Origin of the sequence: Bacillus sp. ISL-78 (assembly GCF_018613455.1) — a bacterium.
Lineage (GTDB): Bacteria > Bacillota > Bacilli > Bacillales > DSM-1321 > Peribacillus > Peribacillus frigoritolerans.
Genome location: NZ_JAGGQC010000004.1, coordinates 152,396 through 176,366, shown reverse-complemented (window position 1 = coordinate 176,366; position 23,971 = coordinate 152,396). Strand labels below are relative to the sequence as shown.

The 23,971-nt window shown below is 39.2% G+C and carries 15 protein-coding genes and 1 pseudogene; 5 read left to right on the top strand and 11 right to left on the bottom strand.

All coding sequences use genetic code 11. The annotated features are described in order from the left end of the window. Positions 1-2: 2 nt before the first annotated feature. Together J7I96_RS06320 and J7I96_RS06315 are read right to left on the bottom strand one after the other, a co-directional pair. Positions 3-1,211 (bottom strand): annotated as a pseudogene (locus J7I96_RS06320) (CDP-glycerol glycerophosphotransferase family protein); the annotation flags it as partial. A gap of 52 nt (positions 1,212-1,263) precedes the next feature. Beyond that, a complete protein-coding gene (locus tag J7I96_RS06315; RefSeq protein ID WP_214922201.1) occupies positions 1,264-3,405 on the bottom strand; it encodes a CDP-glycerol glycerophosphotransferase family protein in 2,142 nt (713 codons plus the stop codon). Positions 3,406-3,953: 548 nt separating this feature from the next. Between J7I96_RS06315 and tagD the strand changes: the two genes are divergently transcribed. Continuing rightward, positions 3,954-4,352, top strand: a complete 399-nt coding sequence (gene tagD / locus J7I96_RS06310; protein ID WP_214772247.1) for a glycerol-3-phosphate cytidylyltransferase — start codon at positions 3,954-3,956, stop codon at positions 4,350-4,352. After that, entirely contained in the window at positions 4,345-5,508 is a 1,164-nt protein-coding gene (locus tag J7I96_RS06305; protein WP_214922199.1) for a CDP-glycerol glycerophosphotransferase family protein, read from the top strand. The genes tagD and J7I96_RS06305 overlap by 8 nt, the downstream gene beginning before the upstream one ends. Positions 5,509-5,688: 180 nt before the next feature. Here the strand turns inward: J7I96_RS06305 and J7I96_RS06300 are convergent, their stop codons facing one another. After that, positions 5,689-7,254, bottom strand: coding sequence for a glycosyltransferase (locus J7I96_RS06300; RefSeq protein ID WP_214772251.1), 1,566 nt, complete (start codon positions 7,252-7,254; stop codon positions 5,689-5,691). Positions 7,255-8,531: 1,277 nt separating this feature from the next. Between J7I96_RS06300 and J7I96_RS06295 the strand changes: the two genes are divergently transcribed. Then, positions 8,532-9,572: a C40 family peptidase gene (locus tag J7I96_RS06295; RefSeq protein WP_214922197.1), complete on the top strand. Its 1,041-nt coding sequence runs from the start codon at positions 8,532-8,534 to the stop codon at positions 9,570-9,572. Positions 9,573-9,848: 276 nt separating this feature from the next. Continuing rightward, positions 9,849-10,775, top strand: coding sequence for an LCP family glycopolymer transferase (locus J7I96_RS06290; RefSeq protein WP_214922195.1), 927 nt, complete (start codon positions 9,849-9,851; stop codon positions 10,773-10,775). 19 nt (positions 10,776-10,794) lie between these two features. Here J7I96_RS06290 and J7I96_RS06285 read toward each other — a convergent pair whose 3' ends face one another. From J7I96_RS06285 to secA, 4 genes are all read right to left on the bottom strand, one after another. Then, a complete protein-coding gene (locus J7I96_RS06285) occupies positions 10,795-12,582 on the bottom strand; it encodes an LTA synthase family protein (protein ID WP_214922193.1) in 1,788 nt (595 codons plus the stop codon). Between the two features lie 76 nt (positions 12,583-12,658). Beyond that, positions 12,659-12,832, bottom strand: a complete 174-nt coding sequence (locus J7I96_RS06280; RefSeq protein ID WP_214922191.1) for a hypothetical protein — start codon at positions 12,830-12,832, stop codon at positions 12,659-12,661. Continuing rightward, positions 12,817-13,278, bottom strand: coding sequence for an SLAP domain-containing protein (locus J7I96_RS06275; RefSeq protein WP_214922189.1), 462 nt, complete (start codon positions 13,276-13,278; stop codon positions 12,817-12,819). Before J7I96_RS06275 ends, J7I96_RS06280 begins: the two co-directional genes overlap by 16 nt. Next, positions 13,275-15,653 (bottom strand): preprotein translocase subunit SecA, encoded by a 2,379-nt coding sequence (gene secA, locus J7I96_RS06270; protein ID WP_214922187.1) that lies wholly within the window; start codon positions 15,651-15,653, stop codon positions 13,275-13,277. Before secA ends, J7I96_RS06275 begins: the two co-directional genes overlap by 4 nt. Positions 15,654-15,910: 257 nt before the next feature. Here secA and J7I96_RS06265 point away from each other — a divergent pair, with 257 nt between their 5' ends. After that, positions 15,911-17,335 carry an alkaline phosphatase gene (locus tag J7I96_RS06265; protein WP_214922186.1) on the top strand — a complete coding sequence of 475 codons (1,425 nt, stop codon included), beginning with the start codon at positions 15,911-15,913 and terminating at the stop codon, positions 17,333-17,335. Between the two features lie 340 nt (positions 17,336-17,675). On the opposite strand, the gene J7I96_RS06260 is transcribed toward J7I96_RS06265, so the two are convergent. From J7I96_RS06260 to J7I96_RS06245, 4 genes are all read right to left on the bottom strand, one after another. Then, positions 17,676-19,745, bottom strand: coding sequence for a SpoIID/LytB domain-containing protein (locus J7I96_RS06260; RefSeq protein ID WP_214922184.1), 2,070 nt, complete (start codon positions 19,743-19,745; stop codon positions 17,676-17,678). A 27-nt stretch (positions 19,746-19,772) separates the two neighbouring features. Continuing rightward, the gene (locus tag J7I96_RS06255) at positions 19,773-19,958 is read right to left on the bottom strand and encodes a hypothetical protein (RefSeq protein WP_214922182.1); all 186 of its coding nucleotides are present in this window, start codon (positions 19,956-19,958) and stop codon (positions 19,773-19,775) included. Between the two features lie 103 nt (positions 19,959-20,061). Further along, on the bottom strand, positions 20,062-22,068 hold the full coding sequence (locus J7I96_RS06250; protein ID WP_214922180.1) for a penicillin-binding transpeptidase domain-containing protein: 2,007 nt from the start codon (positions 22,066-22,068) through the stop codon (positions 20,062-20,064). A 149-nt stretch (positions 22,069-22,217) separates the two neighbouring features. After that, positions 22,218-23,654, bottom strand: coding sequence for a hypothetical protein (locus J7I96_RS06245; RefSeq protein ID WP_214922178.1), 1,437 nt, complete (start codon positions 23,652-23,654; stop codon positions 22,218-22,220). Between the last annotated feature and the right edge of the window lie 317 nt (positions 23,655-23,971).

Here is a 23,971-nt window from a genome sequence, read left to right as displayed (position 1 = left end):
AATTACACAGACCTTCCTAAAAACACTTTTTCTACGACACGGCGTGAAGCCTGGCCATCCTCGAGTGCACAAAACCGCTCGTGAAAATGATTGATATCAGTGGTATTTTCATATTTCATCGTCTTGATACTATCAATGACCGCATCAGATGTTTTGACTAACAAACCTGGTGCATTCTTTTCGAAATCAAAGTAAAATCCGCGAAGCTTGTCCCTGTAATTTTCAATATCATATACATAGAAAATCATCGGACGCTGTAAATTTGCGTAATCAAAGAATACGGATGAATAATCGGTTATCAATAAATCCGAAATAAGATACAAATGACTAATATCTTCGTAACTGGATAAATCATAGGCGAATCCTTCATGCGCCGATAAATCCAAGTTCTCAGAAACCAAATAATGAAGACGGAGCAAAATGACATACTCCTCCCCCAATTCCCGTTTCATTCGATCCAGATCCAGTTTTATTTCGAACTTATATTTTCCCTTGCTATAAAACTCATCATCCCTCCAAGTCGGGGCATATAAAACGATCTTTTTCTCTATTGGTATACCCAACTTCTGTTTCAATGAGTCGATTGTATCACGATTATTCCCGTTGTAAAGGATATCATTACGTGGATAACCGGTTTCCAGAATTTTAGAGGCATCGACATTGAAGGCCCCGGCAAAGATTTCACTTGAATAAGCGTTCGGTGAAATTAAGTAATCCCATTTACTTGATTCGGCATGGAAATTTTCTTTATATTTATCCGTCGTCGTCCCAGGCATATGAACTTCATTCATATCCGCCGCAAGTTTCTTTAGTGGAGTACCATGCCACGTTTGCAAATAGATCGTGTGCTTCGGCTTCGGAATCCAAAGCGGGAGCCTGCTGTTCGTCACCCAATAACGGGCCCTTGTCATTTTGAGCAGCCAACTTAATGAAAAACGATCGAGATATGGAATGCCTGCCTCTTTGAAAAGAGCTGCATATCTTTTATCCACGCTCCAATACATTTTATATTCAGGATGGTTACTCTGCAAGTATTCATAAATCGCCCTGGGATTACAGCTATACTGCTTGCCCAAAAAGCTTTCAAAAATGACAAGCTTTTGATCTGCAGGCAACACTTTACCTGCAACGGCGAAAGCCATTTTATAGGCGCTCGTTAACATAGCTTTCCCTTTCGTCACTATTGATGCCATATGCTCCCCTTTCAAAAAAAGAACCGACTGTTAAACAGCCGGTATATTCATGATCATATTGAAAGCCATTCTAAACAGTAGTATTGCTCTTCACAAACACTTGCTCTACAACGCGTTTAGAGGATTCCCCGCATTCTAAGTAGCAAAACTTTTGATAAAACTCCTCAAATCGTCCACTCAACTTGAAATTGCTTCTTTCGATATTCCTGACCTCTTCAATAAGTTCTTCTGTGGTCTTTGTCAAAAGACCAGGTGCTTTCTCTTCAAAGTCAAAATAGAAGCCCCTTAAGTTATCACGGTAATCTTCTATATCATACGTAAAGAAAATCATAGGTCTTCTTAAGTTCGCATAATCGAAGAAGACGGAGGAATAGTCCGTCACTAGTAAATCAGATATCAAATATAGTTCGCGAATGTCCTCTAAATGAGAGAAATCATAGGCGAAGCCTTCATATTCCGAAAGGTCCATGTTCTGGGCCACTAAATAATGCATACGCATAATGACCATATAGGAATCGCCAAGCTCTTCCTGCATCCGCGCTAAATCCAGCTCCAAATTAAACTTATATTTCCCTTTCCTGAAAAATTGATTATCTCTCCAGGTTGGGGCATATAAAATAAGTTTCTTATCAAGAGGAAGATTGAATTTTCTTTTAAGCTCATTAATCGTTTCTTCATTATTGGAGTTATGCAAGAAATCGTTACGTGGGTAACCTGATTCAATCATCTTCCGGTCGAACTGGAATGCCCTTTGGAAAATCTCTGTGGAATACGCGTTAGGAGAAACTAAGTAATCCCAGTTACTCGCTTCCCTCAGGAAGTTCGCTTTATATTTATCCGTATTGGTCCCAGGCATATGAACTTCATCCATATCCATCGCAAGACGCTTAAGGGGAGTTCCATGCCAAGTTTGAATATATATCGTGTGTTTAGGCTTTGGAATCCACAACGGGAACCGGACATTGTTAACCCAGTACTTTGCCCTCGTCATGATTAATAACCATCGGATGGAAAAACGTCTGACATACTCTACATCCTTTTGAGCAAAATACTTCATTGAAGCACGGTCGACGCTCCACACCAGTTTATAGTCTGGGTTATTCACTTTCATGTATTCATATATGGCCCTAGGACTGTCGCTATATTGCTTTCCATGATAGCTTTCGAATACCACTAATTTTTTATTGGCTGGAATAAGCAAGCTTACTACTGCAAAAGCTGATTTATACCATTTTCTAAGCCTCTTGCTTCTTCGGATTTTCACCCAGTTACTTTTTGCCTTTTTGAGGACCTGTGTTTTAAAGTTATATTTAGATGCAGATAAAGAAAGGTACTTGGATAATTTTGTAGCTTTTATTTTTATTTGTATTTTTTTATCCTGCAATTTAATAATTCGGTTTGCAGGCATATTCTTTAGATTGCTGCATTTCATGCGAACGCTTCTTATCTCTTCCATTTCGCCATTCTTTTGATAGTGAAGAACTGTGTAAAACATGAAATACTTAGGTTGTTCACCATTGATTTCAGTTCTGAGGTCGACCTCACCTTGAAAACCGATATCTTCATGAAGCTTGACTCCAGGAAATTTTTCCGCGAGATCCATACGGTTGATACCAGTTAACGGTATTATGACTTCTTCTTCATTTAAATTATTTCTGACGAGCAATTCAACTTTTTCAAATTTCAAATCTTCAAATTGAAATAATGGTGGGTAATTAAAATGACCATTAAAATGAAGAGTTCCATCCTTTCGAAGCTCAATATCTTCAAAAAAGGAAAACATCTTATAATCGTTTGCAAAAAAAGAAAGATTTCCTTTTTTGGTCGCGAAAGGATAAAACATTTTCTTGCGATCTTCATCCAGCATGGAAAAGAAGTTCAACTGGCGATCATTACTTTTGATCCGTGTCATTACAGGTGCATCTTCCATTTGGCGAAGGATTTGCAAATCCCACATTTCACCATCAACAAGACGATCTTGCATCGCTTGATATGGCATCTTCACTTCGAATAAAAAATAATCATCAGTTTGATTTTTAGCGTGAAAATCCAAATGGATTATATCATCAATATTATATCTATTCGTTAATATAAAAGAGTGATTTTGTATTCTCTCAAGAAAACTCTTTTTTATAGCTATTTCTATATAATAAACTTCATCACTAAGACGGACATTCATTGTTTTTCTATTCTTATAAATATAGTTCTCCATTTTGAAGAAAATCCCCTCTCGACAGCATGCGTATCTTATGCTTCAAATAAGAATATTATAGGATTACAAACATCTAATTTCAAACTTACTTTTACCAAATATCTTTTATTTTATAATAATGAAGCAATTTTCTTTAATTTCCCAATAATCAAAATAATTTTCATTTTTAATATTAAGAAACCTAAGCAATTCTAGCAAAAAAATTGTATCCGGTCTATTACCTTGCCATTTTTAACATAAATGAAATATACCTTTCACTGATTTAGTTATGTGTTATACTAAAAATCTGATTATCATCATTTCAATATAACTTTAGTTATTATTCTTGATAAACAACCAATTAAATAATAGAATTGATTCCAAAATTACGAATAACTCTATCTTTATAATCTAACAGGATTGTAAAATTTTTGTGGTTCAATTGTAAATTTTATTTGTTATAATTAGATAGACAAGACATCTAAGCTTTATCATTTATAAATAACGAAGTCTTTTTTTGCGACCATCAAGATTAAAAATATATATACATTTGTACAGGAGGAATAAAAATGAAAAAAGTAATCACTTACGGAACCTTTGATTTGCTTCATTGGGGTCATATCAATCTATTAAAACGCGCTAAAGATTTAGGGGATTATCTGATCGTTGCCATTTCTACGGATGAATTCAATGCTTTAAAAGATAAAAAAGCTTATCACAGCTTTGAAAACAGAAAAATGATCCTAGAATCAATTCGTTATGTGGATGAAGTCATACCTGAAGACAATTGGGAACAAAAGAAGGAAGACATCATTCGTGAAGGTGTGGATATCTTTGTAATGGGTGATGACTGGAAAGGCCAATTCGATGAATTATCCGAAGTTTGTGAAGTGGTCTACCTTCCAAGGACAATCGGCATTTCGACTTCCCAAATTAAAGATGACCTTCTACAAGTTACTAATGGCTAAAGAATTCGCGATAGGGATTTATCTTTTTTGTTTCAAAGTTTTATTCTCTATCTTTAAACTTTTCCCTTTACATGACAAAACGACCTTTGTCACATCATTCGGGGACAATTGCCAATATATCGCAGATGAAATGGACAAGCAGGACATTTCCGTTCAAAAGGTATTTTTAATGAAATCAAGCAGTTCTATACAAATTAAGGACGATGGGGAAACCATCGTCCTTCCGTTTGAGTCAAAAAATATCAGTGCCATGATCCGATCGATTTATCATCTGGCTACATCAAAATGGATCATCATCGATAATTATTTCGGCTTTCTTTCAGCCATTTCATTCAAAAAGCAAGTGACATGCGTGCAAGTGTGGCATGCGGCCGGTGCCGTAAAGCAATTCGGAGCAAAAGACCCTTCCATTAAAAACCGTTCAGCCGGTGCAAGGAAAAGATTTTTTGAGGTATATGATAAATTCGACTATGTTACGGCAGGTTCAGAGAGAATGGCCGAGATTTATCAAGAAAGTTTCCAACTGCCGGCATCCCATATCCTAAGGACCGGGATACCTCGGACCGATTTCTTTTTTAATGATGAATCAAAAAGGACTGCCCGTAATGCTTTGCTGGCCAAGTATCCAGAACTTGAGCATAAGAAAATCATGTTATATGCCCCTACATTTCGTAATGATGGCTTGAACAACGGAGAGATTGCTCTTGATTTGGAATTGCTCTACAAGGAACTTAAGGGCGAAAATTATGCGTTATTACTAAAGCTGCATCCAGCCGTAAACGCAGAGCATGATTTACAAGATAAATTCCCGGGATTCGTTTACCCTGTCAATAGTGACTTTCACGTTAATCAACTTCTGATCAGTACGGATCTTTTAATAACCGATTACTCATCGATTCCATTTGAATTCTCTTTTTTGGGAAGACCCATGATATTCTTTGCATATGACTTAGAAAAGTATGTGCAGGAACGGGGATTCTGGGAGGATTACTCTTCTTCCATGCCCGGACCCGTGGTATTCACCACAGAAGAGCTCTTAAGGAAAATCCGTACCGCCGATCATTCATTAATGAAGATCGCTTCCTTTAACCAAAAATGGAATGAATACTCCACGGGAAATTCAAGCAGGAATTTAGTTGATTTCCTTTTTAAATAAAACCGGGGCTTTACGAAAGTCCAAATAGAGTTTGGTATCGTAGCCATCCCTGTAGCTGGCTATCTCCAGCTACTCACGATGAAGATTTATAAAAATAGAAAAACAGGTGACGAAAAACGAAATGTTTTTCGTCACCTGTTTTATTTCAGGAACTATAAGTCAGCTCTATTTAGTCATTTATTATGCGTAAATGCCAAGCTTAGCTTTTTTATTTTTCACCGCCGTTTCGATTGTGTCAACCCATTTATCTGTATATTGCTGCTCATTGAATCGTTCTTTCATATCCTTAACCGCATTCTTACCCATATTCAAAGCCGCTTTTTTGTTTTCAAACATCCAAATCATCTTCTCGGAGAGTTGATCGATATTGCCATTCTCTACTATAAATCCAGTTTCTTCATTAAGAATAAGATCCCGTGGACCATAGTTAATATCGTAACTAATAATGGGCGAACCATTTGACAAACTTTCCAGAATGCCTAATGAAAAGCCTTCACTTTTACTTGTTACTACAGAGAACAAAGCTTTTTGATAAAGCTTATCCGGATTATTCGTATATCCTTTAAGGAAGACATGGTTTTGTAAGTCCAGTTCCTTAATCAATTTTCTTAAATTCGGTTCTTCATCACCTAAGCCCCATATCTCCAGTTTAGCTTTGGGTATACGGTCGACTACTTTTTTGAAGGCTTTTATTGAATGGTCGATTCTTTTTAAAGTGGAGAATCGACTAATGATGACAGCTAAGTTATCAGCTTTCTTAAAAGTGCTGAACCACCCGGATTCAGCAAAATCTTTCATATAATGAGGAATTACCCGAATATTATCTTTTTTCCCAAAGCGTTTTTCCAAATCAACCTTTTGGGATTCCGTTAATAGCAAAGCTACATCCAGTTCATCGATGGCTTCCAAAGTAGGAGCGATTTTGACACCAATTTCACCGTCCACATCATATGGCGGTTTAACATGATTGCTATGGAGTCTCCATATTTTAATTGCTTTTTCCAGTTTGACATTCATCATGACTGGATCGGATGTTCTGGCATCACAAACTAAAACAGGGTAATCATAGTCTTTTATGATGCTCTCCACCCATTGGGTTTTTAAATCCAACTCATTCGTATGAACGGATAGGAGCACACCATTTGAGTTGAAGTGGTTTACTCGGTTGGCTATTCCATTCTTAGGGTTGGACCATACGGACAAGTAAGCTTGTCCTTTGTCATCAAAATAGATCATTTGCCTTGGTTTATTCAATTCAAAATCCATGTAGGCTACTTTCCTTAGATAGCCGAATTCATCATACTCCTCACGTTTTGTACGATAACGTTGTTCATTAAAGTAATCAAGGAAACTAACTCTGTTTTCTTTATCATAATTTATATAGGTTGTATATAAACCATTCTCATATGCTCTATAAGCATTAAAACCGGCACGTTTGTCCAATACTGCCTTACACTCTTCAATCCGTTTAATGGTTTCATTTTCCTTCTGCTGTAACGTACTTCTATTTGTACGGCTTAACGATTCATACATATTCAAAAGCTTGATACGTTTGTCGATCTTACCCTGTTTAATTAGTTGTTGAATGATCGTATTATAACGGGGATTGAAGTTAAAGGTAAGGATGTAAGTTTCATAACCTAATTCTGCAAATAAGTTTGCTTGCAGAAGTGCGGCCTTTGTCATTCCACCCCGATTAATGTCCAATGAGTTTAATACGCAAAACATCGTCGCGCGACTTTCCATTTTAAAACCTCCTGAATTAATAACTATAGAATCATTGTTTGAATTAAATATGTTACTAAGTTTAATTAATATAATTTTTTAGTGAAGTTTAGGAATAGGTCCCCCTATGTTCGAATTCACTTAAATTTATGATGGCCACTGCGATAACTAACCCCTAATACTAAAAGAGCAGAACATTAGACTTAGCTATCCAAACAATAACAGATAAGGAACAGAAAAACATTTATAGAGTTTGGTTTTCTCATCCTTAACTGACTTTTCTGCCTCATTAAGTTGGATGTCTTTTTTAACAAGGGGCCATGTACAAGGCCTGGGAACGTTATTAACCTCGCAAGCGAAATTAATGAACAAAAAAACGCTCTTTTACTAAAATGATGTTACCAACAAACCATTACGAAAGGCCGAGTTTTTTACCAGCAATTAATAGATTGCTACAGGAAATTATAACATGGGAACAAACTTCATTACCACTCTCCAATCAAGAGGAAAGAAAAACCATGAATAAATAGTTTTGGCTTTAGCCCATGATTCCACATGTGTCCCCAAAAACAAAACGTCGTTGCCGCTGTCGGCTATGGCTGTGAGGAAAACCATTTCTCCCCCTTAGAAGAAGAGTTTGAATCTTTAATTCCTAATAATACATGTTTAATGGAACAATAGCGAAGATACAAAGTCATACAAGTAACTGGGCATATGATGAACATAAGGAACTCAATACAACAACCCAATAACCGCAAGGTTATAATTAGACTTTATATTATATCCACGAGAGAATAGTTCTAATTGTTCATTAAAATAGAAATGTAAAAACGAAAAATCGATGTATGGAGAGTCTTTGGTCATGTCATGGGCAATCGTTATTTTCTTCGCTCTCCACTTCGACGCTTAAAAAATTCCAAACGGAGTTTGGTACCGTAACCACGGCCCATAATCTACTGAAGTTAGCTGGCTTTCGTCACACTGAAAAATTGGAAAAATAGAAAACCAAATTTTTTTCTTCACCTGTTTTAATTCAGGAGCTTTTAAAGACAATGAAACTTAAAATGCACATTCTAAAAACAAAGATGATTTTACAGAAAATCACAAATTAAAACGCAAAACTACCCAATGTGAAAAAAGACTCACAATATAGAAAATATTGTAGATTACAATACTCGAACGCCACCAATATAAACCAGTAAAATACTACTATTTTCCCCTTGTAACAAAAATGTAATATGTTCACACCCATTTATTTTGTTAGAATAGGGAAAAAGACATATTCGAGGTGGAAAACCGTGAAAAAAAGTGTTGTCGCATTTTCGACATTAGCCATTTTATCTTCTACTTTTGTTTCTCCTGCCCTTGCCGGTACATATACAGTCAAAAGCGGTGATAACCTAAGTAAAATCGCCCAGAAGCATAATACGACGGTAAAAGACTTAAAACAACTTAATAACTTAAAATCAGACTTCTTGAGAATCAATCAAAAATTAATTACACCCAACTCCCAAACAACATCAAATGCTTCTTCTGTTTCCGTGAAAACAACTAAGAAAACCACATATACCATTGTTTCAGGTGATACCTTAACCAGGATAGCAAACAAGCATAACCTTACACTTGCTGAATTGATGAAAATGAATAACTTAAAATCCGATAGAATTTATGCAGGCGCCAAACTTATCGTATCCAAATCAACCACCAATACTACCATTGATTTACCCGGCAGCTCCAAACCATCCAATGGTACACAGACCCCAGCCAATTCGTCTACATACATTGTGGTAAAAGGTGATACTCTTTCCAAGATTTCCAGAAAAACGAACTTGACTGTAGCCCAGCTTAAATCAATCAACTCATTAAAGTCCGATCTAATCAGAGTGGGTCAAAAACTGAAATTAAGTACATCGGCAAGCACTGCCCCTGCAGATAAAAACGATGGTGGAAAAGTGGAAGCGCCAAGTTCAGGAAACAAAGTGGCCAAGCTCGTTTCCGAAGCAAAGAAATTGATTGGCACACCTTATTCGTGGGCAGGTTCCTCCCCATCAGGATTCGATTGCAGCGGATTCATCTACTATACGTTCAAGAAGGCTGGGTATGATGTTCCAAGGCTTTCATCGTCCACCTACTATGATATGGGCAAAAAGGTTACTTCACCGAAAAGCGGCGATCTTATCTTCTTTGCAACGGGTTCCAATAAATCAGTCATAAGCCATATGGGAATTTACTTGGGCGGCGGGGAATTCATTCATGCCTCATCAAGTAAGGGAGTAACAATCAGTACTACTTCAAACTCTTATTTCAAAAGTAAAATCATCGGTTATAAAAGTTTATAAGATTTACTTGCCAGACTTTCTCTAAAAGTCTGGCAAATTCATGTAAAAGAATCATAACTTCTTTAACTCCGCTATACAATTTTGGAAAAAATGAATGCTGTGCAAACGAAGGAATTCAGAATCCTTCGTTTTTTTGAATGAAAAAAGGTAAATATGCACTCTACCTACAAAAAGAAACTATTCTATTTTTGACAAAAAAAAGGTATAGTTAAAAATACCGACTAGGTACTTTTTCACACCTTCCATTTTGTGGGATGGTTAAGGGAGGAATATTAAATGAGATCCGAACATAAAAAAAAGAAAAAGAAACGCAAAACGTTTAAAATAATCGGCTTCACCCTTCTTATCCTTATCATTGGCGCAGGTGTTTATGGCGCTTCAGTTTATCAATCATTAGCTGGTGCGATCAGCACTATGCAGGGTACAGCCCATAAAACGAATAAACGTGAAGAGGACATCAAGTTCAAAAGCCAAGATCCATTTTCATTACTAATTCTTGGTGTGGATGAAAGAAAAAATGACTCAGGTCGATCAGATACGATGATTGTCATGACCGTTAATCCTAAAAAAGAATCGATTGAGTTATTGAGTTTACCGAGAGATACCCGTACAGAGATCGTCGGTAAAGGTATAAATGATAAAATGAACCATGCCTATGCATATGGCGGAGTCGCCATGTCGATAAATACAGTGGAATCCTATTTGGATATTCCGATTGACTATTACGTCAAAATGAATATGGAAGGCTTTCAGGATATTGTGAATGCCGTTGGTGGTGTCACGGTGGATAATGATATGGACCTTGCCTATAAAGGATATACCTTCAACAAAGGCACAATCGACTTAAATGGTAAAGAGGCCTTGATTTATTCCCGAATCCGTAAAGAAGATCCCCGAGGGGATTATGGACGGCAAATGCGACAACGCCAAGTTATCCAAGCTGTCATGAAAAAAGGGGCAAGCCTATCGACACTTACCAATTATGACGATATATTCGAAGCTTTAGGTAAAAACGTGGAAACCAATTTAACTTTCAATGAAATGTTGAGCATTCAAAATAACTACAAATCATCCCTCAAAAATATTGAACAATATACACTTGAAGGTGACAATCAACGGGTGGATGGCGTTTGGTACAACATCGTTCCAGAAGATACAAAGCTTGAAGCCCAAAATCGTGTTAAAACACATTTGGGATTATAATGGAGGAGGATGACTTTTATCAGTCATCCTCTTTTTTTACCTCTTTCTCAATTTTTTTAAAGTAATCGGAACGTATCACTTGATCACTCAGATCAATCTCCTTTTGATCTTCTGGTGAAAATCCTTCGACCTTGCCATCCCCATTTATTTTCATTTGAGAACCATAATCCCCTTTTAATATCAAGGCATCACCCTCTTCGCCATCCAGCATGCTCTCTCCAAAGTATGAAGAACTCTTTATATTGAACAAATCATATAGAGTGGGCAGAATATTGATTTGGCCCGCCACCTTATCAATCGTTCTCCCTTCCATATCCTCCTGATAAATGATCACGGGAATGGGCATATATTTTTCAATCCACTCTTCATCGCTAATTTTACTACCGTAATACGCTTCAACCTCGTGTTTATCTTTTAAGAATAGCCCATCATGATCTCCGTAAATGACAATCACGCTGTCTTTCAATTTCCCGTCATCCTTCAACTTCTTCACGAAATCCCCGATAGCTGAATCTGTATAATGAATGGCTTCGAAATATTTAGTCAGGTAATTATTTTCTTTTCCAACTTCAGGCTTCATTGTTATCTGTTCCTTCGGCAGTGAAAAAGGTACATGGCTGGTCAAAGTAACGAAAAAAGCGTAATAGGGGTTTTGTTTATCTTTTAAGAAATCATAGCTTTGATTAAAGAAACTGCGGTCTCCCAAGCCCATCGAAATCAACTCATCCTGCTTCATATCCTCTATGGAAAGATAGTCATCAAAACCTAGCGAGGGATATGCATGCTGCCTGTTCCAAAAGTCTTCTTCATCTCCGTGGAAAGCAAAACTTTGATAATCCGACTTCTTTAATTCCTTGGCAAGACCAGGAAAATCATTATATGGGAACCGAAAAAAGGTCGCACCTTGCTTTAAAGGAAATAGTCCGGTATTCACGATAAGCTCTCCATCAGATGAATTTCCAAATACCGTCTGCGGATATACATGCGGGAAATACAATCCCCCTTTCGCCAGTTCATTCATGAATGGCGTGACCTCCTGCCCGGCACTGGTTTGAAAGAGCGGGAACGCCTGTAAAGATTCCACCTGGATGATAATGAGATTCTTCCCCTCCAAGGACCCTGAATGGGCTTTTTCCTTTCTTTTCTTTTTATTGAAGTAATCAGAAACGTCCTTCTTTTCTTCCGATGACAATTCATCCCTTCCCGAGTCAGTAAAATAGGCATACGCATCCAATGCGTGATGGCCGATAGGTCCCCAGTTTCTCAAGAAGGTATTTGCCTCATAACGCCGGGTTATATCCACTTTATCGATAAAGATATTCTTGACCGGTTTTAATCCTGCTATCATCAGGAATATTACGGCCGGCACGAGTGCCATATGCTTGAGGGGGTATTTTTTCTTCACAAAAGATTCAGCAATTGGAATGCCTGCTAGAAGAAAAATTGCATCCTTCATTTCCATCATACTGAAAATACTTTCACCAAGCCCATTCAGATTGCTTTTTTGCATCCACATATAGGATGTTATAGGTGTTGAATAATAACGATAAAACCAGATGTCCCCAAGGAAAAACAACATGATTGAAAGAAGGAAAACTGAAAAAATGATGCCCTTTACAATTCCATTTGATATCCATTCCTTCAAATAAACAATAAAACCGGCAGCACCGATGATTATCGTAATTATTCCAATAGAAAGATCGTTACCCATCCTATCATTCGTATAAATGAAAAGTATGGCCACGATTGAGAATGACAATAATTCCAATAGCCTCTCCTTCAATCGTTGATTACTGTTATTCTTCATGCTCCTGCCACTTTCCTCTTCATTATTTCCAAGCCTTAGTTAGGCCTGATTGCGGAAGATTACTTATAAATATTACTTAGCGTTGCCATTTATGAGAAATTGCACACGAAAAATGGCATAAATATTTGGTGCTACTGATAAACAAAAAACCTTCATCACTAAAAGGATGAGGGCTTTTCTTTGGCACTCCGGCAAAAAAACTGCGATTGCCGCTAGACTCTTGCGGTTGTTTTTCTACTTTCTCTTCCATTCAAAAGCAATCTTCCAACCTTCATCAGGAATCGATTCCGCCAAAATATATCCTTCCTCGAACAAGAAACGCCATGGCATGCTTGAAAGTGCCGGTATCTCACCAAGCTCTGTGAGATCGAATGTCTTTTTCGCAAGGAGTTTTCCATCTCCATCAACTAACAGTAAATCCACGATATCAAACCTGATGGCTTTATCTATTGAATTTCGTAGAAAAGCCACTATGATGACATCATCTTCCACCCTAGTCAGCTTGATGCCGGATATTGAAATTTGGTTCGGTTTTAATGCAGACAACCTTTGATGGTGGAATTTATATACATATTCCTCTTGCTTGGAAATATCCCACCCCTTATGAAAAATCAGGACAGTACGAACGGTGTCATCCTGACCTGCTAACTTATTTACATCTGAAGCTGCATTATCCCGTTTTCCAAATAAACTCATCGTTCCTCCCCCTCCAAAGAAGCTGCATCTTGCTGGTTACTTTTCATATATTCCATAAAACGGATGCTTATCTCCGCCTCAATTTTACTTAATAGAAGGTTGAATTGACTGAGAGCTGCTTTTTCAAACATCGCATATGGGTCCTGTTGACCATATCCGCTTAAATCAATGCCTTCCTTCAAACTGTTCATTTCATCTAAATGGTTCATCCAATTTGTATCGATGTGCTGCAGCATGAAAGCGCGCAACTGGTTTCCCCATTCTGCATCGTCTTGAAAGATCACCAGTCTCGACTCCAATTCACCTAAAGCCTCCAACACCCTTCCTTCCATTTGGCCTTCTATATCCTTCAAAACACTTTCCTGCCAACCTAACGACAGCAAAACAAGGGATAGCTCTTCAATAAAGGCAGAGGAATCAGGCTCCGCTATATGTTCACGGTCATATTTCACTGTGAGCCGAGTAATGTATTTTACGATGTATTCAAGTAAAATGACCGACATCCGTCCAGGCTCCATATCAAGAATCCGATCTCTCATGGCATAGATGATTTTGCTCTGCTCATTTATTGCATGTTCCAACTTCAATAAATGGTATCGGCTTGATTGATGCATCTGCTCTACCGTTTCCTGAACCATTTTAACGAATTTATCGGGTGCAGGGCCCAGAACCAACCCATTTTCATCCGTTTTGATTTTCTTGATATAACGTCCCATTTCTTCTTCATCATAGTAATTAAACAAATCATCTTCCAAAGAAATGATGAATTGTGTTGAACCAGGATCACCCTGCCGTCCGGAACGTCCTCTTAACTGCATATCGATCCGTCGGCTTTCGTGTCGCTCCGTCCCGATAATATGAAGGCCGCCCAATTCCTTGACATCATTCCCAAGTAATATATCCGTTCCTCTCCCAGCCATGTTGGTAGCCAGCATCACTTGTTTTTTTTGCCCGGCATTCGCAATGATCTCCGCTTCATCCTCTTCCGTCTTCGCATTAAGGATTTGATGTTTAATTTTTCGATTATCCAGTTGAACCGAAATTTTTTCAGATTGCTCAATGGAGGTCGTCCCGATCAGGATAGGTCTGCCTCCATCATGGATCCGTTTTACTTCCGTGACGATTTTGTTGATTTTGCTGGTTTCATTTTTATAAAGCAAATCATCCTCATCCACTCGAATATTAGGCTCATTAGTTGGAATTTCAATGACGGGGAGCTGATATATTTCCTGGAATTCAGACTTTGATGGCATGGCACTCCCTGTCATCCCAGACATTGAATGATATAATCGAAAATAATTTTGGACGGAAATCATAGCCTGTGTTTCATTCTCTTCTGAAATCCCCAATCCCTCTTTTGCCTCGATGGCTTGATGCAGCCCGTCACTGAAGCTTCGCCCTTCCATCACCCTGCCTGTGAATTTATCGATGATTGCAATCTTTCCATCGATGACAATGTAGTCCACATCCAATTTCATGATTGCCCGCGCTTTCAGCGCCTGTGTTACATTAAGTAATAACTCTTGATGTTCCATTCCATACAAATTGTCGATGCCAAAGGCCTCTTCAATCTTGGAAGCACCTTGATCCGTGAAGAAGGCGGACCTTGACTCGATGGAAATCTCGTAATCATCCTTTTCTATAAATGCCTTCATGATTTGCGCCGTGATCCGGTGTAGCTCGGTTCCGTCGTTTGCCCTGCCCGCAATGATTAATGGTGTCCTCGCTTCATCAATCAAGATGCTGTCAACCTCATCGATAATGGCAAATTGGTGACCTCTTTGAACCTTGTCTTCCCTTCGGTAAACCAGATTATCTCGCAAATAATCAAAACCGAACTCCGTTGCCGTCCCATACGTGATATCTGCCGCATATGCTTCACGTTTCGCCGAAGATCCCATTTGGGAAATGTTCAAACCAACCGTCAATCCTAGAAATTCAAGAATTTGTCCCATTAACTCTTTATCACGTTTGGCCAAATATTCGTTTGCCGTTATTATATGGACACCATTACCGAACAGTGCATGTAAATAGCTAGGCAATGTAGAGACAAGCGTCTTCCCCTCGCCCGTATTCATTTGGGCAATGCCCCCTTCACTCAGGACAAAACCGCCTGCAAGCTGAACATCATGGTGCCTATGATTCAATACTCGCTTGGAAGCCTCCCTCACAACCGCAAAAGCTTCAGCTTGTATCTCCAAAATATTGTCACCAGCATCCAAAATGCTTTTAAATCTATCCTTCATTCCGCTTAATTCCAGATCTGAATATTTTTCATATTTACCCTCTAGCCGATTCACTTCTTCTACCAACTTATAAATTCTCTTCAAGTCTTTAGAACCATCTTTGAAGAACTTTTTCATACTGGATAGCATAGGGTTTTTCTCTCCTATTATTTCAATTGACCTTTAGTGAAATTATATCAGTTATGTATTTACTGTTTATAAATTATCGCCTTTATATTGTAATTATATAGAAATTCTTTATTTTTTTGAAAGACAAATTATACAAAAACCGACTTGATGCGGCTAACCAGGCTAAAAAGCTTAGTTTATATCCTGAATTTCAGGGAGGGGTTTTTTTATCGATTTAAACAAATAATAAAAAGACTTTCACCATTGGAGGATTACAGATGAATAAGACATCCGGATACAAACTCGTACAGCCGCATCGCTTTGGATTATTCGTTCTTATAATTATCTTTATTTGCATGAGCTCCCCCATTCAAGCAAAAACAAGAAACACCCCCAAGAATGTCATATTGCTGATTGGCGACGGCATGGGGCTAGGAGCTATAGAAATTGCCCGGCAATTGGAATACGGAAAGACAGGTGTACTACATTTGGAAAAACTGGAGCATGTCGCCCTGATGCGCACCTATTCCGCCAATAATTACGTCACTGACTCGGCAGCAGGAGGGTCAGCGATTGCCACTGGTATAAAAACCAACAATGAATCAATCGGTGTCGATGCCAATGGTTCCGAGGTGGATAGTGTTTTGGATGCCTTTCAGAACAAGGGCAAAAAAGTCGGGATCATCTCAACCAATATGGTAGTCGATGCCACACCCGCTGCCTTTGGTGCAAGTGTGCCTAACCGCTGGACAGGTGGCGCAAATATCGCAAGGCAGCTCTTTGATAACCGGATTGACGTCATTCTCGGCGGTGGTGCCAGCTATTTCAAGGCGGATAAGCAGAATGGCGAGGATTTAATCGCCAAGTTTAAACAAGCTGGCTATGGGATTACGACGACTAAAGAAGAACTTAGTTCCATTAATAATCCGGCAAAACTTTTAGGATTATTTCACCCTACTTATATGAATTTCAAACTGGATAAAGAATTATTACATTCCCAAGAGCCATCCCTCCCCGAAATGACATCCAAAGCGTTGGATATTCTATCCCGGGGTGATAAGGGATTCTTCTTGATGGCCGAAGGTGCACGTATTGACCATATGGAGCATGCAGCCGACATCACTGGAATATGGAAAGAAACGATCGAATTTGACCAAACCGTGAAAGAGGTTGTAGATTGGGCAAGAAAACGAAATGATACGTTGATCGTTGTACTTGCAGACCACGAAACAATGGGGATCTCCGCTTCTGAAACAATGGATATCACGGCATTAAAAAAAATCAGGGTTTCATCTGAATATATGTCCAAACAGCTTACATTCGATAAAAATAATGAAATCAATCCAGAAAGTGTCGTTTCCACATTCAAGAAGTATGCACATATATCCCTTACGGATCAGGAAGTCGATCAATTCATCGATAACGTTAAAAAGAATAAAACGCTTGTCTATCCTAAGCATCAAATCGATTGGGAAATCGGTAGCACCATCGCCAGGCACCATAAGGCGGGCGTAGCTGATCGAAGCATACGGGCGGCCAGTTCCACAGGAGGGCACACTGCCAATATGATTCCCGTTTTCGCCTCGGGTCCAGGCAGTGAAGCCTTTGATGGAGTCATTGAAAACACCGATATCTCAAAAATCATCACAAAAGCCGCCGGAATTCCGTTCACACCCGGTCAGCATAAAACAAAAGAGGAATGAATGCATTCATTCCTCTTTTAAGATTCTCTTTGATTGAGGTCCGTTAACCCAAGTTATGGCGAAGTTTAGGGGCATTACTCGCGAATTTAGGGCATTTACTCGCGAATCCGTGCTTTACTCTTGAATTTAGTGCGTATACTCATGATTTTCCGCCGTTTACTCATGAGTTTAGTGCATTTACTCGTGAATTTATGCCTTTTACTCGTGAATTTGGTGCATTTACTCGTGAGTTTCCACCTTTACTCGTGAGTTCCCGCCTTTTACTCGTGAATTTGGTGAAGAGTCTTGATGCCATAAAAAATAGAGCAAAAATAGACGCCATGATTGACGTCCTGCTCATTCATTTTTTTATATGTTTTTTTAATGCATACCCAATTTGGCTTCCCTTTTTCACTTTGTACCACTCATCTTGTTGAGCCAAAATCGTTACTGATTGGTTCCTATATAGATTCCCAACCGTTTCAGAAGATGCATTTCTTTTTTCTTTAATATATATTTCGCTTGCTGTCACTATTCCCGTCGTCTTCCTAATCGAGATTTTCGTTGAAATGGTTTTCTGATTGTCACTCTTATCCTTAGCTGAGATTGTCACCGTAAATATCCCGCTGGACATATTTTGGAAATCCCATGTTGCGGATTGCCTGCCTTTACTGAACGGCCTTTCAGAAAGGATACCAACAACCTTACCTTTACTGTTCTTAATTTTCACTGTTACATTAGCGTTTTCATTAATTATATATGTTATGTTCGCTTTCTCGGTACTATAGTCACCCGATGTTTTGACATCGGTGATTTTCGGTGCCGACGTATCTTTACTGATCTTAATCGACATTGATGCCAAACCTACATTCCCGTTGCGGTCCATTGCTGATATTTCTGCTTCATATGTACCGTCACTCACCGCTTTTGTGTTCCAGATTGCTGAATGGGTTCCCTTTTTCTTTGTTTGGTCACGGACTGGAGAAGCTATAGATTTTCCTTTACCATCTGTAATCGTAAGTGTTACCACAGTATCTTCTTTTAGGGAGTATGTGATTCCAACCTCATCATTGACATGATCCGTTTGTGCTTTCATGCTTACTGATTTCGGTTCTGACTTAGCGACAAGATCCGTTTTTGTTCCAGCGCCTGGTCCATATTCCCTTTCTATAGTTGTGTCAGGATAATAAAACCCCAAAATATCTAGATAGGATTGTCCTGCTTCCGCTCTGTTTTTCGCCCCAAATTGACTTAGCCCGACACCATGCCCATATCCTGATCCTTTAATAGAAATTTTGGAGTGATCGGAGGATGAATGGTCAACCAGATAGCTTTTCATCACCTCTTGCCCCACCATGCCCCTGATTTTGGAAGCTGCTACATTTGTAAGCTTAACCGTTTGCAGCAAAAGCTTTCCCCGGTCATCAACGAGGTCCCTTACATAGAAATTCAATTGGATGGAGCCTTTCGTTACGCGGCCTCCCGTTTTCTCATCTGAAAATGTTAACAAGGGAATCTCCGTTATTTTAATATCTTTCTGCGCATATCCATTATTCTTCAGCCAAGCCTTAAGCTTCGGCACAACCGTTTTATCTTTTTCCTCTACACTTGTCCACCATTCTTCCGGTTTAGATAAGTCCATTTTTGAAAGGTCGATTTGCTGCTTGTCCAGCGTTATCTCCCAACTGGTTTTCGGATCATAGAAATCTTCTTTTATAGATAAATATGCAAGGGGGTTTCCACTTGACCAAACATTTGAATTCGATTCGGTCATTCCTCCATTGCTTGAAGAAAAGAACGCTTCGATTATTTCGCCATCATGCTTGATTACCATGCCCTTCGTCTGTTCAATGGCAGAATTAGTTCGATAGTGACCGGCAGCCCCGCCATATACTTGGTAAGAAACCGTATCATCAATTATTGTGGATTGATGGCGAAGTGCATAGGTCCGGGCTGCAATCGCCTGTGCTTTTAAGGCTTCGGCATGCCATAGTGCAGGCATCTCCAGCGGGACGACGCCCTTTAGGTAATCTTCCATATAAACAGTATTGATTGGCCGGATGTAACCATCCTCCGCTGTAAATGAAAATGAGCCTTGATACGGACGGCCGTTTATGGACAATGAAGAATCAGGTTTAACTGGTATTACCTTAAAAGTAGCATAAGATCCCTTTTTCTTAGAACCTTTGTATACGGCAAGTTTAGCCGACTCCACTTTCAAAGTCAGATTTTCCCCCGCCTTAATGAATACCTCTCCCCCTGATGTACGGTAGTCACCGGTTGCCGTTATTTCGGCGCTGGTTCTATTGCCCAAATAATTCTTCAGTTTCACTTCCATCGTCTTATTTTCTTCTGCTGCCGTCGCTTCATGAGAAGGAAATGCAAAAAAAGTGATAAAGAAAGCGATAAACAAATACTTTAATCTTTTCATTCCTTTTCATCCTCATTCCCATTCTATTCATCTTTCAAGGATTTTTGAATTAATCCTATTCATTCCATCGGCACGTCCTGAATATGTCACTGCTGCAAAAATCATGATTTCAGGTCCACGGGGTCCCGGGTGTACTTGCAAGTTATTGAACTCCCTTTTTACATTCTGTATGCACGTCCCATTCTCCTTTAAATCCAGCTTCATTGCTGCCACAAATTAGAATCCACAACCAAAATAAAGCAGGACATGGAAGAAGCCAATGTCCTGCTTTTTAATGTTTAAATGCTTGCCCAGTTCAGATGGGTGACTTTTTTCTTTACTTTAAATACTTCTTCAACACCGGTTTCATTTGGTCGACAACGACATGGCTGCCGCCTCGTCCTTTTACATCTTCCATCATCCATGCCATGAGAAGTTCCGGGTCTTCTGTGTCCATGGCAACAAACCAGCCGTTTTCTGTTCCGTCAGAGTTTTTGGATGCCTTGATTTCAGCAGTTCCCGTTTTGGCAGCGATTTTGATGCCAAGATCAGCTATTCCATGTCCGCTTCCTTTAGGATGCTCCACTACTTGTGTCAGCATCTTGGTGACCTGATTCGCTTGGTCTGCTGATATCGCATTTTCTTTCCATATTTTCTTTTCTATTTTATCTCCTGTGATCAAGAAAGGTGCAGGAATGTTTCCTTCATTCAAGAAGGCTGAATAGGTCATGGCGAGGTGGAGCGTGCTCATTTGAACTTGCGCTTGACCATATCCGGCATCTGCCAATCTTCCCTCACTGTCGATCTTGCCAATGCTCGATGCTTTGATCGGGTAATCATAATTCAAAGACTCATCAAATCCGAAAGCCTTGAGTCCATTCGTGAATTTTTCCTTTCCAAGCCCGAGAGCTTTTTGGGCAAAGTAAATGTTGTCTGAATAAATTAATGCCTTTTCCATATCGATTGGAACTCCAGGGTCCGAAACCCTTGTAATGGAATGATCTTTCCATGTCGATTTGGCCCACGTATTCCCTTGGATATTGATCGACTCTTTCGGATCCACACCATTTTTCAAGGCGATCGCTGAAGTGAGGGCCTTAATGGTTGAACCAGGTGCAAACGTCGAACTGAAGCGGTTCAGAAGTGGTTTTTTCGGGTCTTCTTCAAGCGCTTTTTGTTCCGCTTTCGTTATTCCGAAAATATATTTATTAGGATCGAATGACGGACTTGAAACAAGTGCAAGCGTTTCGCCTGTCTTGGGATCAATTGCCGATGCCGATCCAGCTTCGTTCTTATATTGCTCGAAGATATCCTTTTGAAGCTCGGCGTCGATTGTCAATGTAATTGTTTCTCCCTCTTCAGCAGGCTTTTCAGCAATCACTTTTTCTTCGCCATCTTCGGTTTTAATGAAGATTTTACCGCCAGGTTTGCCTTTAAGCCGCGCTTCCAACACTTCTTCAAGACCTCGCTTGCCAATCACATCACTTGCGGTATATCCTTTACCTTTCAATTTCTCCAGATCCTCGGCCGATGCCTCACCGACATATCCGATTAGATGGGCAGTGGCCTCTTTATACGGATATATGCGCTCTTCCGTATTATTGACAGATACACCGGCAATGCTCAATAGCTTTTCCAAAGTTGCGGTATTATCATTTGACATTTTCTTGATTGGCACGAAATAGCTTGGCTTTACCCATGTTTGTTTTAATTTCTGATTCACTTCGTCAGTGGACATGTTGAGGATTCCAGCGACCTTTTTAACCGTTTCGGATTCGTTGGCCATTTTCTCTGGCACGATTCCCACTTCTGCCACATTCCCATTCATGGCAAGACCGCGTTCATTTCGATCGACAATTTCCCCGCGAATGGCTGGATACGATTCGACCGATACCTTCTCACCAGCTTCCAATTGAGGGAATATGTAGCTTTCATCCCACTTGATGTACCAATTTTCTTCCTCGCCTTCCCCTTCCTTGACAAGTGTCGCTTTATGGTCAGAGCTGACATCACCCGCCATAGTGGACATATCAACGGTATATGAAAGGCTTACCTTTTCTCCATCTTTATGATCTTTTTCTTCTTTTGGCTGTTTATAGTCCACCTTTAATTGGTCGGCTTCAATGCCCGTATAGATTTTTTCATAACGCTTCTCGAATTCATCCGCACTGATTTCTTTCCTTGTCTCAGGTGACAGATACTCGTACATCTTCGCAAAATCCTGTTTATTCCAAAGCTTCGTGTATGCCGCAAAGCGCTCTTCCGGACTTGGCTCATCCGAGCAACCGGCCAGGAACAATACGCTCATCAACAATAAGCTGGAAACTAAAGCTAGTTTCTTCATGATTTCCTCCTAATGAATAGTTAGAATGATATACCTATAGTTTAGCAAAATATTAGGGAAATGGGGGATTTCATATGCCGAATTTCTTCATTTTTCTATTTAACCATGTTTTTTCTAAAACAAAAGTCCTGTACATATTGTACAGGACTTTAAAGCATTCTTTTTTTTCGGCTTTTTTTCTCTTGCAGCCATTTTTTCAAGAAGAAAAAGCCCAGGATGCAAGAAATGACTAGGCCGCTTGTCGTCACAATGACAGCTACCCATTCGTATAAGGAGTATTTCATATAAGCTTTCCAAGGTAATTTCCCTTTCCAATCTTCAATATATAGATTCATTCCGAATATCCCGGAGATCACCGTATAAATCGTTAGTATTTGCAAGAGATAATTACTGCTTTTCCCAGACAGTTTATCCTGATTTTGATAAAGGTAGGAAAGAGTTTCCTTCACTTCTCTGTAGAGAGGGGCAATCCTGAAGGTTTCATCCGTTTTTTTGAATAGCTCTTTTCCGATTGCCGTACTATTCACTTCAGTGAATAAGTACTTTGCAGAAAACTCAGTGATCATGTAAATCAGCTGTTCCGTATCCGATTGATCTTTTTCCACATCTATCTGGGAATGTTCGTGAGCCAATTTGAGCAGCACGATTTTATAATAAAAGAAAAGCAACACTGTATAAAAATGCTGGCCATACATTTCGCTCGCCAGTTCCTGTTCCAGTTTACCTGTCGCTTTCGTGACACACGCGAAATGATACATGCTAGTTACATAATAGGTTTCCTTGCCCCACCTGTCATATACCCTTTCTTGATAATACTTTTCTATATAATCAGGGTTTAATGCGCCTATATATGGCTCACCATCATTGTCATACCCGTTCAGCTCACTGATCCGGAATAAATCATTTTTAGAAATATCACGATTCTCAGGGAATGCCGTATAACTGATCACATACATTCTTTCATCGATGAAAAAGGGCAAACTCCCAAAATAGGTCGGATCCGCTTGTTCTTCATCCATATATTCCTCAATAGGCGGCAACAGTTCATTGAAGATGAAATCCTTCACCTGTTCATACTGACTTTCCCGGCAGCCAACTTTCGTTTTTTCTTCATCATCAGCAATCGGTTCGAGGATTCTAAATGTATCGCCAAAATAGAGCACATCATTATGTGAAAGCCCTTCAGGTAAAGTAACACGAAGATTCATCATGCCAATATGAAATGGGCATATGAAGATATCTATAGAGTTAATAATAAATGGGGTATTTAGATAGGGTGATTCGAAGGTACAATCAATATCCAGTTTTTTCGTGAAACGCCGCAAGCCTTCCTTCTGTTTTGCATGACCCGGAAATAAAATCGGCTCGATGTATGGCATGAAATACTTTTCCAATTTACGGTGTGAAACTTTATGGCCGCCGTAAAATTGATTTTGCTGTTCCATATCTTTCAAGTTCAAAAAAACGAAATTGTCCTCAAGCAATTTTTCCACAAACTTTTCAATCATTTTTCCCTCAAGCGTAAATGGAAAAATGAACTGCTGGAAAGTTCGCTTCGTGGGATCATTCTTCACTTTCACATCCATAAAATATATTCCTCCGATTAAACTGCGATGAACACAGGTTAATTCATCTTGTTTCTTATATTTACCCATGTATATACAAACAAAACGAAACATATTATAGAAATAAAGTGGACAAATTATCCAAAGAAAAAAAGATCCCCCAAGCAAGTGCTCGGGGGCCATCGAAAAGAGTTCTTCAACCCTCTTCACTTTAGGGTACTAGAAACTGATGTTTCTAATGAAAAATCCGATATTCGGACCATTTTAGCATTTATTTTAAGTATGATAAAACGCGAAATTCCTCCATATTTAGGCTTTACCACTTATTATCATCTAAT

Coding starts and splice junctions, on each gene's coding strand:
- J7I96_RS06275 (WP_214922189.1), bottom strand. CDS start 13,278: ATGAGTTTATTTGGAAAACGGGATAATGCAGCTTCAGATGTAAATAAG.
- J7I96_RS06305 (WP_214922199.1), top strand. CDS start 4,345: ATGGCTAAAGAATTCGCGATAGGGATTTATCTTTTTTGTTTCAAAGTT.
- J7I96_RS06260 (WP_214922184.1), bottom strand. CDS start 19,745: ATGAAAAGATTAAAGTATTTGTTTATCGCTTTCTTTATCACTTTTTTT.
- J7I96_RS06315 (WP_214922201.1), bottom strand. CDS start 3,405: ATGGAGAACTATATTTATAAGAATAGAAAAACAATGAATGTCCGTCTT.
- J7I96_RS06290 (WP_214922195.1), top strand. CDS start 9,849: ATGAGATCCGAACATAAAAAAAAGAAAAAGAAACGCAAAACGTTTAAA.
- secA (WP_214922187.1), bottom strand. CDS start 15,653: ATGCTATCCAGTATGAAAAAGTTCTTCAAAGATGGTTCTAAAGACTTG.
- J7I96_RS06265 (WP_214922186.1), top strand. CDS start 15,911: ATGAATAAGACATCCGGATACAAACTCGTACAGCCGCATCGCTTTGGA.
- J7I96_RS06285 (WP_214922193.1), bottom strand. CDS start 12,582: ATGAAGAATAACAGTAATCAACGATTGAAGGAGAGGCTATTGGAATTA.
- J7I96_RS06245 (WP_214922178.1), bottom strand. CDS start 23,654: ATGGATGTGAAAGTGAAGAATGATCCCACGAAGCGAACTTTCCAGCAG.
- J7I96_RS06280 (WP_214922191.1), bottom strand. CDS start 12,832: ATGGAAGAGAAAGTAGAAAAACAACCGCAAGAGTCTAGCGGCAATCGC.
- J7I96_RS06250 (WP_214922180.1), bottom strand. CDS start 22,068: ATGAAGAAACTAGCTTTAGTTTCCAGCTTATTGTTGATGAGCGTATTG.
- tagD (WP_214772247.1), top strand. CDS start 3,954: ATGAAAAAAGTAATCACTTACGGAACCTTTGATTTGCTTCATTGGGGT.
- J7I96_RS06300 (WP_214772251.1), bottom strand. CDS start 7,254: ATGGAAAGTCGCGCGACGATGTTTTGCGTATTAAACTCATTGGACATT.